The organism is Pantoea sp. S-LA4, assembly GCF_054482835.1.
Genome location: NZ_JBTLRC010000002.1, coordinates 25,004 through 41,632 on the forward strand (window position 1 = coordinate 25,004; position 16,629 = coordinate 41,632).

Sequence of the window (16,629 nt, forward strand, 5' to 3'; positions counted from 1 at the left end):
AATGAAGCTACCTTTCTCTGCGCATTTTGTGTACTTCCGTTGCGCTGCTGTTTTGCAGATTTATAATCCCGCCGCTGAATCAATTCACCCATTTTTAGGAAATAACATGAAAAGGTTAGTGGCAGAGGCGCTGGGCACCTTCGTGCTGGTACTGGGCGGTTGTGGGAGTGCGGTACTGGCAGCCGCCTTCCCCGGCCTTGGTATTGGTTTTATGGGCGTGGCGCTGGCGTTCGGGCTAAGCGTACTGGTAATGGCCTACGCGGTTGGACATATTTCCGGTGGCCATTTTAATCCGGCGGTGACGCTGGGCCTGCTGGCCGGCGGACGGTTTCCGGCGTCACAGGTCATCCCTTACATCATCGCCCAGCTGGTGGGCGGCATTGCGGCAGGCGCCGTGCTCTATCTGATCGCCAGCGGCAAAGGCGACTTTAACGCCGCCGCCAGCGGATTTGCGGCGAATGGCTACGGTGAGCACTCACCCGGTGGCTTCAGCCTGATGGCGGGCATGATCACTGAAGGCGTCCTGACGGCGGTCTTCCTGATTGTCATTATGGGTGCGACCAGCCAGCGTGCGCCTAAAGGATTTGCCCCGATCGCCATCGGCCTGGCGCTGACCCTGATCCATCTGATCAGCATTCCGGTGACCAATACCTCCGTCAACCCGGCGCGCAGTACCGCCGTCGCGCTGTTCCAGGGCGACTGGGCGCTATCTCAGCTGTGGATGTTCTGGCTGATGCCGATTATTGGTGCCGTGATTGGTGGTGTGATCTACCGCGTTTTAGACGAAAAAGCAGCGTAATTTCTTTAATTATCGGCGGATCGGCAGCAGTCGATCCGCATTTTCCTCTCTGACCCCATCTGCGCCTTACGCCGTGATAACGAAATGTTATGATCCCGCCTTCGCTTGTGCAGTCGTTCCTGCCTGGCGTAACTCTATGGCAAACCTGCAAAACATAACATTCTTATAAGGAAGTCTGGCTATGCTCGCCACCGTCACCCGCCTGTTCCCGCTGTGGGCCGTGCTGTTATCTGTCGCCGCCTATTTCTCTCCCGCGACGTTTCTTGGTATCGGTCCGTGGGTCACTTACCTGCTGATGCTGATCATGTTCGGCATGGGTGTCACATTAAATATCGACGATTTCAAACGGGTGCTGACCCGGCCTGCGCCGGTGATTGCCGGTACCTTCCTGCACTATCTGGTGATGCCTCTGGCCGCATGGGGATTAGCGAAACTGTTTCATATGCCGCCCGATCTGGCTGCCGGTATGATTCTGGTGGGCAGCGTTGCCAGCGGCACTGCCAGTAACGTGATGATCTATCTGGCGAAGGGCGACGTCGCGTTGTCGGTCACCATCTCCTCAGTTTCCGCGCTGGTCGGGGTGTTCGCCACGCCGCTGTTAACCCGTTTCTATGTGGATACCCATATTCAGGTGGATGTGGTGGGGATGCTGCTGAGTATCGTGAAGATCGTGGTGATCCCAATCAGCCTCGGCCTGATCATTCACCACAGCATGAACAGCGTGGTGCGCCGGGTCGAACCCTGGCTACCGGCGTTCTCCATGGTCTGCATTCTGTTGATCATCAGCGCGGTGGTAGCGGGCAGTCAGGGCTTTATCGGATCGGTCGGATTAATGGTGATCGCGGCGGTGATCCTGCACAACGCCATTGGCCTGCTTGGCGGCTACTGGGGCGGCAAGCTGTTTGGCTTTGATGAGTCAACCTGCCGCACGCTGGCGCTGGAAGTGGGAATGCAAAACTCCGGCCTGGCCGCCACGCTGGGTAAACTCTACTTTTCGCCGCTGGCGGCGCTGCCTGGCGCACTCTTCTCGGTCTGGCATAACCTCTCCGGCTCGTTGCTGGCTGGTTACTGGTCAGGTAAGCCGATCAAGAAGAAATAAGTCAGGCGCCGCAGGTCAGCGCTGGCATCATGCCGCGCCGGGAAGCTCATCTCCCGGCGCAACCCGTCGCCTGAACCCTCCATTACTCGTAATCGCGCTCATCGTCCGGCTGCTCCAGCACGGTATAGGCGACGCTGCAAAACAGCGAATTCAGGCGTTTCATATCGCCGAGTAAGCCCAGATGCAAAGAACTGGTCTCAATGCTCTGCACGTTCTGCTGATGCAGACGGTCAACGTGGGCATGAGAATAGCGACGAATCATCAGGCGGAAGCGATGCTTAGCGCGGCGCAGGCGTTTGGCGCTGGTGACGTCATGCGACAGAAACACCGACAGGCTCATACGCAGATTGGCGATCAGCAGCTCCTGTAATGTCTCCAGCTCTTTCAGCCCTTCGGCGGAGAAAGCGCGACCCGCTGCCAGCGATTTGTCGGCCACGTCGCCGCTCATCCGCTCAATGATGTCACCCGCCTGCTCCAGATTCAGCGACATCTCAATGATTTCGCCCCAGCGGCGCGAATCTTCCGCTGGCAGATCCTCTTTCGGCATCCGCGCCAGGTAGAGTTTAATGGCGGTGTAGAGCACATCGACATCATCATCCAGCCGCCGCACCGTGCGCTCTTCGCGTGGCTCACCGTGCACCACTTTATTAAAGGCTTCCAGCATCTGTTCCAGCACATCACCCATACGCAACGCCTCCCGGGCAGCGTTGACCAGCGCCAGCGCCGGGGTATCGAGTGCGCTGCGGTCGAGATGTTTCGGCTTCAGGTGCAGATCGTTTTCAACGTCGTCAGAAATAAGCCGGCGGCACAGGCGCGCCATCAGGTCGGCAAAGGGCACCATCGCCACACAGCGGATCAGGTTGTAAAACACGTGGAAGAAGATCACCAGCTCTTCGTCATTGACCGGCAGCTTATCCAGCCAGTCCGCCACCAGATTAACGAACGGCAGGATCAGCGCGCAGCCAATCAGCTTAAACAGCAAACTGCCAAGGGCCACACGCTTGCCCGCCGCGTTAGAGCCGCTGGCGTTGATCATCGCCAGTAAGCCACTACCGAGATTGGCCCCTATCACCAGACAGAGCGCCACTTTAAACGAGATCACGCCGGTGGCGGTGAGCGTGGCGGTAATCAGCACGGCCGCCAGGCTGGAGTAGCTGATAATGGCAAAGACTGCGCCGATCAGCGCATCCAGCATGATATCGCCGGTCAGGCTGGAGAAGAGCACCTGTACGCCGGAGGCCTGAGTAATCGGCCGGGCGGCTTCGACAATCAGCTGCAGCGCCAGCAGGATCAGCCCCAGGCCGATACTGGCCCGGCCAAGCTGACCGGCCCGCGTCTGCTTGCGGCTGAGGAAAAAGACCACGCCAAAGAAGATGAACAGCGGCGACAGCCAGGAGAGATCAAAGGTGAGGATACGTGCCATGATGGCGGTGCCGACATCCGCGCCGAGAATCACCACCAGCGCCGGCGTCAGGCTGACCAGATTCTGCGCCACAAAGGAGGTCACCAGCAGCGTGGTGGCGTTACTGCTCTGTACCAGCGTGGTGACGCCGATGCCGGCCAGAAACGCCATCGGTTTTTTCTCCACGCTGCGGCTCAGTACCCGACGCAGATCGGCACCGTAGACCCGCATAATGCCGGTACGCACAATATGGGTTCCCCACACCAGCAGGGCTACCGCAGAGAGTAAATTAAGCAGGGTTAACACGTCGCGATGCTCCTCGACCATCAGGCTTTAAGCAGCACAGACTGCCAGCCTGACGGAGAGTGCAATCTGTGAAGGGGATTGCCGTGCTTTGCGTGATTTTTTCCTGTGTTTTAAGCCACCTGGCGCAAAGTCGACATCTCTAACTGTAGACCAATCTGCTGACCGTCGGGGTGTAAATCGGCGGCAGATCGGTTCAGCACATCGACAGCGAGTTCAACGCCCTGCGCCCGGATACGATAGCGAATCACGTTGCCGAGCAGGCTGTGGCTGAGGATTTCAGCCGGAATGCCGAGCCCTGGCGCGACGAACTGCATCGACTCGGGACGAATAGCCACCTGGCTGTGGAACGGCTGGCCGGTTAACTGCGTCGCCTGTTCGGCGCTCAGCAGGTTGTAGTTGCCAATAAAACCCGCGGCAAACAGATCGACCGGCTGGGTATAGAGCGCTTCGGCATCGCCATTCTGCACAATTTTGCCGCGGTTCATCAGCACAATGCGGTCCGATAAGGTCAGCGCTTCCTCCTGATCGTGGGTGACGAACAGGGTGGTGAGATTCAGCTCGCGCTGGATACGCCGGATCTGATCGCGCAGGTGACGGCGGATGCGCGCATCCAGCGCTGACAGCGGCTCATCCAGCAGCAGCAGGCGCGGACGGGTCACCAGCGAACGTGCCAGCGCCACACGCTGACACTGCCCACCCGACAGCTGATGTGGATAGCGACGCGCATAATCGGTCAGTTCGACCAGCTCCAGTACCTCCTGCACCCGCTGGCGGATTTGTGCCTCGGGCAGCTTCTGCATCTTCAGGCCAAATGCGACGTTCTTCTCCACCGTCATGTTGGGAAACAGCGCATAGCTCTGAAACACCATGCCGATGGCGCGCTTCTGCGGAGCCAGCGGCACGATATCTTTGCCCGCGATAACGATCTCGCCGCTGTCGACCCCGGTTAAACCAGCCAGACAGCGCAGCAGCGTCGATTTGCCGCAGCCGCTGGGACCGAGCAGGGTGACAAATTCCCCTTCGTCGGCACTGAAATCGATCTGTTCGAATATCGTCGTCGATCCATAGCGCTTATTCAGCTGTCTGACCTCAAGGTAGCTCATTCTCAGCCTCGTTCAGGGTTCAGGGCGTTGGCCAGCCAGGTGACCAGCAGCACCACAAAGAAGTAGGAGATCACCAGCGCGCTGGTGAAGTGACCGCTGCCGTTACGCATATTGAACAGATAAACCTGCAGGGTTTCATAGCGGTTACCGACCAGCAGGTTAGCGAAGACAAACTCGCCGATCAGGAACGAGAAAGAGAGCAGGACGGCAATCAGCATTCCTTTGCGCAGATTCGGCAGCACCACCCACAGCGCCGCCTGCCAGGTACTGGCACCCAGCAACTGGGCGGCATCTATCAGCTCTTTCAGGTTGATCGCCTGCATATTGTTGGCCAGCGCACGGTAAATAAACGGCAGAGCGATAGTGAAATAACAGCCAATCAGGATCCACGGCGTGCCGGTCAGCATCAGCGGAGACGAAGAGTAAAGCTGCAGCAATCCCACCGAGGAGACTACCGGCGGAACAGCGAACGGCATCAGGATCAGAATGTTCATCACCGCATCCAGCCGGGGATAGTAGTAAGCGATTACAAACATGGCAGGCAGCACCAGCACTAGCGAGAACAGCAGGGCGCCAAAGCAGATCAGCAGGGAATGACCCAGGGCCGTCAGAAACCGGCTATCGCTCCACAGCTGGACGAACCATTTCAGCGTGTAACCCTGTGGCAGAAGGGTATTACTCCAGTCAGACGACAGCGCATAGAGCAGCGTTGCCAGCAGGGGCAGGGCCAGCACGATAAACAGTAACCAGACCATCACCCGATGATAGAGATGTTCGGCGCGGGACATGACGGCTCCTTTCATGGCTGTTTCGCATTGAGGTAGCTACGGCGCACCAGATACTGCTGTACCAGCGTGATCAGCGCCATAATGGCCACCAGCAGCATCGCCAGTGCGCTGCCGGTGTTGGGATCGAGCGAGATATCCCCTGACACCAGCGCAGCGATACGCACCGGCACCACGTTAAAGTTACCGGTGGTGAGAGCATAAATGGTGGCGTAGGCCCCCAGCGCATTCGCCAGCAGAATGACAAAGGTTCCCAGCAGCGCCGGGAACAGAATCGGCAGGCCGATGTGCCACCAGTAGCGCCAGCGGCTGGCGCCCAGCAGGGCGGCGGACTCCTGCCACTCGCGTTTCAGCCCATCAAACGCCGGATAGAGCAGCAGCACGCCCAGCGGGATCTGGAACCAGGTGTAAACCAGCACCATGCCGTTGCGCGAAAACAGCCTGAACGCATCAATGACGCCATAGTGGCGCAGCAGCAGGGTCAGAAAACCGTTCAGCCCCAGCAGGATCACAAAGGCGAACGCCAGCGGCACGCCGGCAAAGTTGCTGGTCATATTGGTAAACGAGATCAGGAAGCGCTGTAGCCGACCGCCGCCGAGCTGATGCAGCGAATAGCCGGTCAGCAGCGCAATCAGCAAGCCATAGACGCTTGACCAGAAAGAGATATCCAGCGAAAAGCGAAATGCCTGCAGATAGAAGGGTGACGTCAGAATATCGTGATAGTTATCCCAGCCCCAGCGGGTGTTCATTTCGCTCCAGAAACTGTTGATGGCAATCCACAACAGCGGTGCCAGCTGAAAGGCGACCCAGAACAGGGTAAAAGGCAGTAGCAGTAGCAGGGCTAGTCCTCTTCCCTTCATAGTCGCCGCTCCGCCAGCAGCCCGCGACAGAGCGGTTTATCGTGCGCGACACCGAGCAGTTCGCACAGGGTGCCACACAGGTCAGTCTGCTGCGGCAGCAGATCAGGTTGCTGCGAGAACGCCGCACCAAATACAAACAGCGGCACCTGGGTCTCTTCCGGCAGGATACCGCCGTGGGAGCGATCGTCGTTCATGCCATGATCGGCGGTCACAATCACCTGATAGCCTGCTGACAGCCAGCCCGGCATCCAGAGCGACAGCAGACCGTCGGCGATGCGCGCCCGGTTGCGGTATTGCGCGGAGGAGAGTCCCGATTTGTGACCGGCATCATCGATATTCATCGGATGAATCAGCAGGAAGTCCGGGTCATGGCGCAGCCGCAGGCTTTCGGCATCTTCAAACAGATGGGAGTCGGGATAGCTGTCATCAGAGTAGAAATGTCCGTACTGAATCGGCAGTTCCGGCGCGTCGGTGTGACGATCGCGCGCCGGAACAAAGGGCGTCCGGTTATAGAGTTCACTCACCCAGTGGTAGGCCGCCGCCGCGGTCGTCAGCCCGGCAGCTCGCGCATAGTGAAATACGCTGCGCTCGCGGCTTAATCGGTTGACGCCGTTATGAATAATGCCGCTTCTGACCGGCGTAACCCCGGTCAGAATGCACTCATAAAGCGGACGCGACAGCGAGGGAAGTTCGCAGGTCAGACGATAATAGTGACCGTTGCCCTGGGCACATTCGGCGTGCAGATAGCCCATTGCATACTGCGCCACCTGATTGCTCAACCCGTCCAGCACCACCAGGATAGTCTTCATTCCGTGCTCCTTGCCGCGCTTTACTGCTGCATATTGATAACGACGTTTTCCTGCCACAGACGCGGCAGCATTTTCGAGGATTTATCCCAGGCGGCCTGATCCTGAATCGGACGGGCATTTTTGTATTCAGACTGCGGCAGCAGACGGGCCTGAACGTCGGCTGGCAGCGTCAGATGTTCCGCACGAATCGGACGGGCGTAACCCTTCGCCAGATTGATCTGACCCTGGTCTGAGAAGATATATTCGCGCGCCAGTTTGGCGGCGTTCGGGTGTTTCGCATATTTGTTGATGATGGTGGTATAGCCGGAGGTGACCGAGCCGTCTGACGGGATCACCACTTCGTAGCGATTTTTGTCGATCTGGTCGCGATAGTTGAGGCCGTTAAAGTCCCACACCACCGCCATCTGAACTTCACCTTTTTCGATGTTGGCAATCACCGGATCGGTAACGCCAAGGCGACCCTGTTTCGCCAGATCGCCGAAGAAGGCCAGCGCCGGTTTCAGGTTCTTCTCATCGCCGCCTAAAGCGTAGTTTGCTGCCAGTACGCCATTCGCCGCCTGAGCAGCCACGCCCACGTCACCGATAGTAACCACATACTTACCTTTTTTCAGATCGGCCCAGCTGTGCGGGATATCTTTCACCTGCTGCTTGTCGATCAGGAAGGCGATGGTGCCGGTATAGGCCAGCGCCCAGTTCCCCTCTTTGTCTTTAGCCCAGTCGGGGATCTGATCCCAGTGCGTGGGTTTATAAGGCTGAGCGACGCCTTTCGCCACCGCTACCGGGCCAAATGCCGCGCCGACATCGCCGATATCGGCGCTGGCGTTCTCTTTCTCGGCATCAAATTTCGCCAGCTCCTGGGCCGATGACATATCGGTGTCGCTGTGTTTAAGGCCATATTTGCTGCTGATATCGTTCCAGGTATCTTTCCAGTTGGCCCAGCTGTCCGGCATGCCGACGCTGTTAATCTGACCTTCACTGCGCGCGGCTTTTTCCAGCGCGGCAAGGTCGTTATCGGCGGCCTGCGCAACGGGCAGGGCGAGCACTACAGCACTGGCTACTACAGAGGCGATAAACGCTTTCATCTCAGTTGCTCCGGGTGTAAGTTGATGGGCCTGACTGGTCTAGTCCAGCAAGAACCGAGCCAATGTAGCCCCTGTATATGAACGATTTATGACAAAGCGATACTGTGCGGGGATGACGGAAGGCCAGCGCTCATCCTCCGCCAGTTTCTGGCAAGGGCTGAGGCGCGCATCTGAACGGTCACAGTGCGGAATCGCACCAAAATGAGGCTACTGTTGTGGAGTCGATAGCACTCAAAACGGCGGACGTGATCGCCAGCGCCTTACTCAGCCGTATTCAGGCGGGTGAGTTCAGCGGCGGGCGACTGCCTGCGGAACGCGCGCTGAGTGAGGCGTTCAGTACCACCCGCATCACCCTGCGTGAAGCCTTAGGCAAGCTGGAGGCGCAGGGCGTGATCTACCGTGAGCTGCGTCGTGGCTGGTTTATTGCGCCGCCAAGGCTGATCTACAATCCGCTGCATCACAGCCATTTTCATGCCATGGCAAGCGAGCAGGGGCGCCAGGCAACCACCGAGGTGATTGCGGCTGAACAGGTTGCGGTGCAGGGCGCGATAGCGACAGCACTGCTGTTGCCAGCCGGAACACCGGTTTACCGCATTCGCCGGCTTCGGCGCATTGACGGCCGCGCGGTGCTGTATGTGGAACACTATCTTAATCCGTGTTTTTTTCCCGGCCTGCTTGATGAAGATCTCACCCGCTCACTGACCGATCTCTATGACCAGCGCTACGGCATTCGCTACGGTGGCGCGCGCTTTACCATTCTGCCAGGCCCGTTGCCAGAGATCGCCGCGCCCGCGCTGAACGTTGCCGCTGGCAGCCCGGGCTTACTGATTACCCGGATTAACCGCGATCGGCAAAAGCAGGTCATTGATTGTGATTGCGAATACTGGCGCTACGATGCGTTGTGTGTTGATGTCGAAGCCTAAGCGCCATATTGTGATTCAGGTCACACTCACGCATGATAGCGTCCGCTAATAACTCTCTTCTGAGGCGCTACATGAGTGACAAAAATCCGCTGGCCCGCCACCTTGCGACCGTACTGCAATGGGTGCTGAATCTGGGCCTGCTTAGCCTGGCAATTATCCTGATTGTCTTTCTCGGCAAAGAAACCATTCACCTGGCGAACGTACTGTTCAGTACCGGTGAAGAGTCGTCTTCCTATCTGCTGATTGAGGGAATAGTGATCTATTTCCTCTATTTTGAATTTATTGCGTTGATTGTTAAGTATTTTCAGTCTGGTTATCACTTCCCGTTACGCTATTTTGTCTATATCGGTATCACCGCAATTATCCGCCTGATCATTGTCGATCATAAAAATCCCTTCGATACCCTCTGCTATTCCGCCGCGATTCTGATTCTGGTGGTGACGCTGTGGCTGGCGAACAGCAACCGCCTGAAACGCGAATAAACCCGCTGCCGTCCGCAACGACGGCAGGTGTTCATCGCGCGACTCTGCGTTAAACTGGCGCCCTGAAAATAATTGGGAGTGGTGCTATGTCGCAAGACGCACTCAGCTTATTACGTGCGCTCAACTGGCTTTCACCGACGCAGGCCGCGCTTGCGCCGTCGCTGCTTGACTGGCTGATGGAGGAAGATTCCATGACCCGCCGTTTCGAGCAGCATTGCCAGCAGGTGACGGTAGAGCCGATACGTGAAGGCTTTATTGACGCCAGCGAGTTAGACGATGAACAGGCCCTGTTACCGGACGATAAGCGCTTCTGGCTGCGCGAAGTGCTGCTGTTCGGCGACGGCGTACCCTGGCTGGCTGGCCGCACGCTGGTGCCGGAAAGTACCCTGAATGGCCCGGAAGCGATGCTGCAGCAGCTGGGTACGCGCCCGCTGGGCCGTTATCTGTTCTCCTCATCAACCCTGACCCGTGATTTTATCGAACCGGGCAAAGTTGATGCGCTGTGGGGACGTCGCTCGCGTCTGCGGCTCTCCGGCAAACCGCTGCTGCTGACGGAACTGTTTTTACCGGCTTCGCCGCTTTATCGCGACCTGGCCTGAGGAATCCTGTGGTGGAAAAGAGCTTACATATCAATAAATGGCAGGCCTACAGCCGCCTGATGCGCATTGATAAACCGATCGGCACCTTACTGCTGTTGTGGCCCACCCTGTGGGCATTATGGCTGGCTGATATGGCGATCCCGCCGCTGCCGGTGCTGCTGGTGTTTGTTGCCGGTGTTTTCGTGATGCGTGCAGCGGGCTGCGTCATTAATGACTTTGCCGACCGTAAGGTGGATGGACACGTTGAGCGAACGAAACATCGGCCTTTAGCCAGTGGCGCGGTCACCAGTCGGGAAGCCAGACTGCTGTTCGTGGTACTGGCGCTGGTGGCGTTTGCGCTGGTGCTGACCATGAACCTGATGACGATATTACTCTCGGTGGTCGGTCTGGCGCTCGCCTGGGTTTATCCGTTCATGAAGCGCTATACCCATCTGCCGCAGGTGGTGCTGGGTGCCGCGTTTGGCTGGGCGATCCCGATGGCCTGGGCTGCGGTTAGTGAGTCCTTACCTCTGGTCTGCTGGCTGGTGTTCTTCGCCAACATCTGCTGGACCGTGGCTTATGACACTCTCTATGCGATGGTGGACCGTGACGATGATGTGAAGATTGGCGTCAAGTCGACCGCGATTCTGTTTGGTCGTTTCGACAAGTTAATCATCGGTCTGCTGCAGCTGGCGACGCTGCTGCTAATGGCGTGGGTCGGTATGCTGCTGCAACTCAACGCGGCCTTTTACTGGACGCTGATACTGGCTGCTGCTCTGTTCGTTTATCAACAAAAGCTGATCGTCCGGCGCGAGCGCCCCGCCTGCTTTAAGGCTTTCCTGAACAACAATTATGTCGGGCTGGTACTGTTCCTCGGCGTACTGATGAATACGCCGCCGTTCAGCCAGCTGTTCTGATAGGGGATTCAGGCACCAAAAAGGCGATCCGGGAGGCCGCCAAACCCGATGCAGGATGAATCCGACAGCAATGGATAAGCTCAACGCGCAGGGAATACGGGCAGAAGAGGAAAGCGTCCCGCGCCAGGGAGGGCGCGGGACGAGCAGTCAGGGATGACGCTTTTGCGTCTTTCCTGTCTGACCGTGTTCCCTGAGCAGGCACCGTCTCACGGCGAATCTGACCAGACCTGACCTATAAAAAAGGCGACCTCATGAGGTCGCCTTTTTACTGTACGCTTGTTGTGTCAGTCGTGTGCCACGGCGCTTTCAATGGTCATGCGCACATCGCTGGTGACCAGGTCCGCCAGAATATGCCAGGTCGCCAGCGTCTGCACCACATCGGCATCGCCGCTGTCGCTGATATACCCTTCATCACGCAGCGTCAGCACCAGCGAGGTAAAGACCGCTTTGTCGAAGAACTCCGGCGCGTTGATACCGTGCAGCACCGACAGACGTTGTGCCAGTGTGCGGCTCTCTTTTTCCAGCGTCCCGCGGTTAATCGCCGGCTTCGCACTGAGAATCGAGAAGGTGATGGCATAACGCTGGAGCGTTTCACGCACCCCGGCAGCCAGCAGTTGCAGCGTACGGTAACGGGCCGCCGTAAAGCGCAGCTGGCCATCATCCAGCGTAATCAGGCCCTGACGCGCCAGTTCCTGACTGAGTTCCGTCAGCAGTTGCGGCAGCTCATCGGTCTGCCAGCGCAGGAACAGTTCGCTCTTCAGCATCGGGTAGATCAGGCTCACCTGGCGCAGCAACTCAGCTTCGCTCAGTGTCTGGTGCTGTTGCACAATGGCGGCGATCAGCGACGGCATCACCAGCATGTGGTGAATGTTGTTGCGATAGTAGGTCATCAGCACGGCCTGCTCACGCGGCAGAATGATGATGTCGCCAATGCTGTCTTTCTCGCTTTCAAACTTATTCATGCCCATCGCGTGATCCAGCAGCGCCTCAGCGGAGAGGTCAGGGACGGTGGCATTGGCAGAGTAAGGCACATTACGCAGCAGCTGGGTATAACACTCAAGCTGCTCAATCAGCTGTTCGCGGGTAAGTGAGCGCTGACGTGAGGCGAGCAGCGCGGTCACGCACAGGTTCATGGCGTTGGCCGCGCCCGCTTCATTGATGCGCACCATCAGGCTCGCTGCGATGTCATTGACGGTCGGGGTTAACCAGCTGGGACGCTGCGGCTCAATCGGATCGATGGCGTCACGCCACTCCGGCACCCGCTTGTTAAGGTAGTTAACCAGCGGCAGCGGTTCGCCAAAGTTAACGTAGCCCTGGCCGAGGTTACGCAGCTTACGCAAGCCGTGCACCATCTGCATGAAGCCTTCTTTCTCTTTCGCCGCGCCGCGTAGCTCTTTGGCGTAAGTCCCGACTTCCATCACGTGCTCATAACCGATGTAAATCGGCACCAGGGTAATCGGGCGATTACCGCCGCGCAGCATCGCCTGCAGGGTCATCGCTAAGGTCCCGGTTTTCGGATCGAGCAGACGACCAGTGCGGGAACGACCGCCTTCAACAAAGTATTCCACCGAATAGCCGCGGGTGAACAACTCGCCGAGATACTCACGGAACACCGTGGCATACAGCTTGTTGCCTTTAAAGGTACGACGAATAAAGAACGCGCCCAGACGACGGAAGATCGGTCCGGCTGGCCAGAAGTTGAGGTTGATACCGGCGGCAATGTGCGGCGGCACCAGTCCCTGATGATAGAGCACGTAAGAGAGCAGCAGGTAATCCATGTGGCTGCGATGGCACGGCACGTAGACGATTTCATGTCCATCCTGCGCCAGCTGACGCACTTTTTCGCCGCCGTTAACGTTGATGCCCTGATAGAGACGGCTCCAGAGCCAGCCCATCACGCGATCCGTCACGCGGATCGCTTCATAGGAGAAGTTCGCCGCAATCTCTTCCATCATCTCAACCGCATTCTGCTGCGCTTTTTCATGGGAGATTTTTTTGCTGCGGGCTTCATCTTCGACGGCTTTTTCAATCGCTTTGGACTGCAACAGGCGATTAAACAGATCCTGACGTGCCGGTAAACGCGGGCCAACCGCCGCCAGACGCTGACGGGCAAAGTGAATGCGCGCCACCCGGGCCAGTTTCTGGGCGATCGATTTGTCGGTGCCGTGCTCGGTCGCCATGCGGCGCAGCGAAACGGTCGGCGAGAAACGGACAAAACTGTCGCGTCCGTGCCAGATCACCGCAAAGAACTTTTGCACGCCGTTCAGTACCCGCAGGTGCGGTGCATCTTCGCCCTGAACCTCACGGCCTGGCGCACGACCAAACATCACCGTCACCGGCAGCATCTGGATATCCAGTTTGGGGTTATTGCGATGCAGGTCGAGATAATCGTGAAAAATCTTCACCGATTCGACGCTGGGCACAAAATAGGGGAAGACGCGCGGGCCATCGTGGATAAAAACGTGGCGCGGCAGCAGTGAACCATCAATCTCCAGCGGAGAGAGCGGGTCGGGCAGATGATGCCGCAGGCACTGCGCACGTAAAGTCAGTAAGTCGGCCTTCGAATCGTAAGGCAGAACGTACATAATGGGCCGGGTCGGGTCCAGACCATGTTCAGAAACGGGATCGGCCGGAATGGCCTTACTCTTTACCAAAAACGACAGTGGTAAATTCAGTAATTTGTAATAAAGTTTACGCCAACCTGACATAGACAACATGAAGCCTCTTGTTAGCAAAGCGCCGCAAGCATACCAGAAAGCGCAGCGAAGATCTGTGGTGGTGCCAATTGCACGCAGCCCAGACATTGACGTCAATCCGATGAAAGGGTTCCACCAATATGGCAAATAATGCCACCGGTCTTGTAAGAATTGTGAAAGCCGCAGGTTACTCATGGCAGGGCCTGCGTGCCGCCTGGCAGCATGAAGCGGCTTTTCGGCAGGAAGCGCTGGCCGCGCTGGTCGCCATTATTGTGGCCTGCTGGCTGGATGTCGATATCGTCTCGCGCATCCTGATGATCGGCGCTGTGGTGCTGGTAGTCATCGTTGAAATCCTCAATAGCGCCATCGAGGCGGTTGTGGATCGTATCGGTCAGGAGCGCCATCCGTTAGCCGGTCGGGCAAAAGATATGGGCTCGGCAGCGGTGCTGATCAGTATCTTACTGGCACTGTTTGTCTGGATCGCGCTGCTCTGGACACATTTGCGATAACCCTTCCACAACGCGCCATCTGGCGCGTTTTTGCCTGAGAATCGGTTTCCATTTCGCCAATACCTGTATATACTCACAGCGACTGTATAAACAACCAGGGGGCGGGATGAAAGCATTAACCAGCAGGCAGCAGCAGGTCTATGACCTGATTCGCGACCATATTACTCAAACGGGCATGCCGCCTACGCGTGCAGAAATTGCCGCGCAGCTGGGTTTCCGCTCGCCGAATGCGGCAGAAGAGCATCTTAAAGCGCTGGCACGTAAAGGGGTGATTGAGATTGTCTCTGGCGCCTCGCGCGGTATCCGTCTGTTAATGGAAGAAGAGGCCTCTGAAGGTCTGCCGTTAATTGGCCGGGTCGCTGCCGGTGAGCCGATCATGGCGCAGGAACATATCGAAACTCATTACAAAGTCGATCCGGGCCTGTTCAAACCCTCTGCCGACTTCCTGCTGCGCGTCAGCGGAATGTCGATGAAAGATATCGGGATTATGGATGGCGACCTGCTCGCGGTGCATAAAACCCAGGATGTCCGTAACGGCCAGGTTGTCGTGGCCCGCATTGATGATGAAGTGACGGTGAAACGCTGGAAAAAGCAGGGCGCTATCGTGCATCTCCTGCCGGAAAACAGCGACTTTGATCCGATCGTCGTCGATACGCGCGCGCAGTCACTGACCGTTGAAGGTCTGGCGGTGGGTGTGGTTCGCAACGGCGAGTGGCTCTGAGCCTGATATAACCGCGCATTCGTAGCGTCTGATGCTATTCTGTCGGCCCTAATTTTGTCGCTGCAGCTCCCCTCTCTGCAGCGCTGAGCACGGAACTGCGAATGCGTTTTTTAACGGCTACCGACAAAAAACTCTGGCGGCTCGCGCTGCCGATGATCCTTTCTAACATCACCGTACCCTTACTGGGTGTGGTCGATACCGCTGTCATTGGTCATCTCGACAGCCCGGTCTATCTTGGCGGGGTGGCGGTCGGGACGACAGTCACCAGTTTCCTCTTCATGCTGTTGCTGTTCCTGCGAATGAGTACCACTGGCCTGACGGCGCAGGCATTCGGCGCGGGCGATAAAACGGCACTGGCACGCGCGCTGACCCAGCCTTTAATCATTGCGCTGCTGGCTGGCGTGCTGTTCATCTGTCTGCGTACCCCCATCACCCGCCTGGCGACCTCTCTGATTGGCGGCGATCCCAAGGTTCTGCAACAGGCGACGCTGTTTATTCAGATCCGCTGGCTGAGTGCGCCTGCCACGCTGGCAAACCTGGTGATCCTTGGCTGGCTGCTCGGTGTGCAGTATGCGCGGGCACCGGTCATCCTGCTGGTGGTCGGTAATCTGGTCAATATTGTGCTCGATCTGTGGCTGGTGATGGGGCTGCACTGGGGCGTGGCGGGAGCGGCAACCGCGACCGCACTGGCAGAGTACATCACGCTGGCCGTCGGTGCGGTAATGGTCTGGCGGGTGTTGAAACTGCGCGGCATCACTACGGCAATACTGAAGCAGAGCTGGCGCGGTGATATTCAGCGCCTGCTGCGGCTTAATCGCGACATCATGCTGCGTTCGTTACTGCTGCAGCTCTGTTTTGCCTCACTGACCGTACTGGGCGCGCGCATCGGTCCGCAGGTGGTGGCAGTCAACGCGGTGCTGTTGATGTTTATCACCTTTACCGCCTACGCGCTTGACGGTTTCGCCTATGCGGTGGAAGCCTTTGCCGGCGAAGCACACGGCGCAAAAGATGGCAGCAAATTGCTGCGCGTCTGGCATGCCGCCTGCCGCCAGGCGGTGGTAGTGGCAATCGGTTTTTCGCTGCTCTATGCACTCTGCGGCCCGCACATCGTTGCGCTGCTGACCTCCCTTGAACCGCTGCAACAGGCCGCCGATCGCTATCTGATATGGCAGGTTATTCTGCCGCTGATTGGCGTCTGGTGTTATCTGCTGGATGGCATGTTTATTGGCGCGACCCGTGGCCGGGAGATGCGTAACAGCATGATGATGGCGGCACTCGGCTACTTCCTGACGCTGCTCAGCGTCCCGATACTGGGCAACCACGGATTGTGGCTGGCGGTAACGGTTTTCCTGGCGCTGCGCGGCGTGTCGCTGTGGCTGATCTGGCGTAAACACTGGCAGCAGAACAGCTGGTTCGACGCCTGATAGCGGGCGGCTTTAGCCGGTTCGCTACAGATTATTCTGTATTATTCCGGCAACTCTAAAGTCTTCTACTACAATTAACCGTAAGCAGCGCAGTAAACCAGCGCTTTATATCGTCATTTTGTTTTCTTTCAAGA

16 protein-coding genes are annotated in these 16,629 nt (G+C 57.7%); 9 read left to right on the forward strand and 7 right to left on the reverse strand.

Annotation, left to right across the window (positions count from 1 at the left end; all coding sequences use genetic code 11):
* Positions 1 to 106: 106 nt before the first annotated feature.
* Entirely contained in the window at positions 107 to 799 is a 693-nt protein-coding gene (aqpZ, locus tag ACX3P5_RS01010; protein WP_458968169.1) for an aquaporin Z, read from the forward strand.
* Positions 800 to 980: 181 nt separating this feature from the next.
* The gene (panS, locus tag ACX3P5_RS01015) at positions 981 to 1,898 is read left to right on the forward strand and encodes a ketopantoate/pantoate/pantothenate transporter PanS (RefSeq protein ID WP_094122128.1); all 918 of its coding nucleotides are present in this window, start codon (positions 981 to 983) and stop codon (positions 1,896 to 1,898) included.
* An 82-nt stretch (positions 1,899 to 1,980) separates the two neighbouring features.
* Here panS and ACX3P5_RS01020 read toward each other — a convergent pair whose 3' ends face one another.
* The 6 genes from ACX3P5_RS01020 to ACX3P5_RS01045 all read right to left on the reverse strand — a co-directional run bounded on the left by ACX3P5_RS01020 (position 1,981) and on the right by ACX3P5_RS01045 (position 8,245).
* The gene (locus ACX3P5_RS01020; protein ID WP_233985585.1) at positions 1,981 to 3,606 is read right to left on the reverse strand and encodes a Na/Pi cotransporter family protein; all 1,626 of its coding nucleotides are present in this window, start codon (positions 3,604 to 3,606) and stop codon (positions 1,981 to 1,983) included.
* Between the two features lie 110 nt (positions 3,607 to 3,716).
* Complete coding sequence (locus ACX3P5_RS01025) at positions 3,717 to 4,709, reverse strand: ABC transporter ATP-binding protein (protein ID WP_458968170.1); 993 nt, start codon at positions 4,707 to 4,709, stop codon at positions 3,717 to 3,719.
* Between the two features lie 2 nt (positions 4,710 to 4,711).
* A complete protein-coding gene (locus ACX3P5_RS01030) occupies positions 4,712 to 5,497 on the reverse strand; it encodes an ABC transporter permease (protein ID WP_233985583.1) in 786 nt (261 codons plus the stop codon).
* Positions 5,498 to 5,508: 11 nt separating this feature from the next.
* Entirely contained in the window at positions 5,509 to 6,354 is an 846-nt protein-coding gene (locus ACX3P5_RS01035) for an ABC transporter permease (protein ID WP_233985582.1), read from the reverse strand.
* Positions 6,351 to 7,163 carry an alkaline phosphatase family protein gene (locus tag ACX3P5_RS01040; protein WP_233985581.1) on the reverse strand — a complete coding sequence of 271 codons (813 nt, stop codon included), beginning with the start codon at positions 7,161 to 7,163 and terminating at the stop codon, positions 6,351 to 6,353. Before ACX3P5_RS01040 ends, ACX3P5_RS01035 begins: the two co-directional genes overlap by 4 nt.
* A gap of 20 nt (positions 7,164 to 7,183) precedes the next feature.
* Positions 7,184 to 8,245 carry an ABC transporter substrate-binding protein gene (locus ACX3P5_RS01045; protein ID WP_233985580.1) on the reverse strand — a complete coding sequence of 354 codons (1,062 nt, stop codon included), beginning with the start codon at positions 8,243 to 8,245 and terminating at the stop codon, positions 7,184 to 7,186.
* 215 nt (positions 8,246 to 8,460) lie between these two features.
* On the opposite strand from ACX3P5_RS01045, the gene ACX3P5_RS01050 reads away from it, so the two are divergent.
* The 4 genes from ACX3P5_RS01050 (at position 8,461) to ubiA (ending at position 11,145) form a co-directional block, all read left to right on the forward strand.
* A complete protein-coding gene (locus tag ACX3P5_RS01050; protein ID WP_458968171.1) occupies positions 8,461 to 9,168 on the forward strand; it encodes a UTRA domain-containing protein in 708 nt (235 codons plus the stop codon).
* A gap of 71 nt (positions 9,169 to 9,239) precedes the next feature.
* Entirely contained in the window at positions 9,240 to 9,650 is a 411-nt protein-coding gene (gene psiE, locus ACX3P5_RS01055) for a phosphate-starvation-inducible protein PsiE (protein ID WP_094122135.1), read from the forward strand.
* A gap of 86 nt (positions 9,651 to 9,736) precedes the next feature.
* Complete coding sequence (gene ubiC / locus ACX3P5_RS01060) at positions 9,737 to 10,249, forward strand: chorismate lyase (RefSeq protein WP_262287793.1); 513 nt, start codon at positions 9,737 to 9,739, stop codon at positions 10,247 to 10,249.
* Between the two features lie 11 nt (positions 10,250 to 10,260).
* A complete protein-coding gene (gene ubiA / locus ACX3P5_RS01065) occupies positions 10,261 to 11,145 on the forward strand; it encodes a 4-hydroxybenzoate octaprenyltransferase (RefSeq protein WP_336755974.1) in 885 nt (294 codons plus the stop codon).
* Between the two features lie 284 nt (positions 11,146 to 11,429).
* On the opposite strand, the gene plsB is transcribed toward ubiA, so the two are convergent.
* Positions 11,430 to 13,853, reverse strand: a complete 2,424-nt coding sequence (plsB, locus tag ACX3P5_RS01070; protein WP_233988234.1) for a glycerol-3-phosphate 1-O-acyltransferase PlsB — start codon at positions 13,851 to 13,853, stop codon at positions 11,430 to 11,432.
* A gap of 128 nt (positions 13,854 to 13,981) precedes the next feature.
* On the opposite strand from plsB, the gene ACX3P5_RS01075 reads away from it, so the two are divergent.
* From ACX3P5_RS01075 to dinF, 3 genes are all read left to right on the forward strand, one after another.
* The gene (locus ACX3P5_RS01075) at positions 13,982 to 14,350 is read left to right on the forward strand and encodes a diacylglycerol kinase (RefSeq protein ID WP_233985576.1); all 369 of its coding nucleotides are present in this window, start codon (positions 13,982 to 13,984) and stop codon (positions 14,348 to 14,350) included.
* 106 nt (positions 14,351 to 14,456) lie between these two features.
* A complete protein-coding gene (lexA, locus tag ACX3P5_RS01080; protein ID WP_094122139.1) occupies positions 14,457 to 15,071 on the forward strand; it encodes a transcriptional repressor LexA in 615 nt (204 codons plus the stop codon).
* Positions 15,072 to 15,172: 101 nt separating this feature from the next.
* Positions 15,173 to 16,495: an MATE family efflux transporter DinF gene (dinF, locus tag ACX3P5_RS01085; RefSeq protein WP_458968172.1), complete on the forward strand. Its 1,323-nt coding sequence runs from the start codon at positions 15,173 to 15,175 to the stop codon at positions 16,493 to 16,495.
* The last annotated feature ends 134 nt before the right edge of the window (positions 16,496 to 16,629 follow it).

Coding starts and splice junctions, on each gene's coding strand:
- aqpZ (WP_458968169.1), top strand. CDS start 107: ATGAAAAGGTTAGTGGCAGAGGCGCTGGGCACCTTCGTGCTGGTACTG.
- panS (WP_094122128.1), top strand. CDS start 981: ATGCTCGCCACCGTCACCCGCCTGTTCCCGCTGTGGGCCGTGCTGTTA.
- ACX3P5_RS01025 (WP_458968170.1), bottom strand. CDS start 4,709: ATGAGCTACCTTGAGGTCAGACAGCTGAATAAGCGCTATGGATCGACG.
- ACX3P5_RS01030 (WP_233985583.1), bottom strand. CDS start 5,497: ATGTCCCGCGCCGAACATCTCTATCATCGGGTGATGGTCTGGTTACTG.
- ACX3P5_RS01035 (WP_233985582.1), bottom strand. CDS start 6,354: ATGAAGGGAAGAGGACTAGCCCTGCTACTGCTACTGCCTTTTACCCTG.
- ACX3P5_RS01040 (WP_233985581.1), bottom strand. CDS start 7,163: ATGAAGACTATCCTGGTGGTGCTGGACGGGTTGAGCAATCAGGTGGCG.
- ACX3P5_RS01045 (WP_233985580.1), bottom strand. CDS start 8,245: ATGAAAGCGTTTATCGCCTCTGTAGTAGCCAGTGCTGTAGTGCTCGCC.
- psiE (WP_094122135.1), top strand. CDS start 9,240: ATGAGTGACAAAAATCCGCTGGCCCGCCACCTTGCGACCGTACTGCAA.
- ubiC (WP_262287793.1), top strand. CDS start 9,737: ATGTCGCAAGACGCACTCAGCTTATTACGTGCGCTCAACTGGCTTTCA.
- plsB (WP_233988234.1), bottom strand. CDS start 13,853: ATGTCAGGTTGGCGTAAACTTTATTACAAATTACTGAATTTACCACTG.
- ACX3P5_RS01075 (WP_233985576.1), top strand. CDS start 13,982: ATGGCAAATAATGCCACCGGTCTTGTAAGAATTGTGAAAGCCGCAGGT.
- lexA (WP_094122139.1), top strand. CDS start 14,457: ATGAAAGCATTAACCAGCAGGCAGCAGCAGGTCTATGACCTGATTCGC.
- dinF (WP_458968172.1), top strand. CDS start 15,173: ATGCGTTTTTTAACGGCTACCGACAAAAAACTCTGGCGGCTCGCGCTG.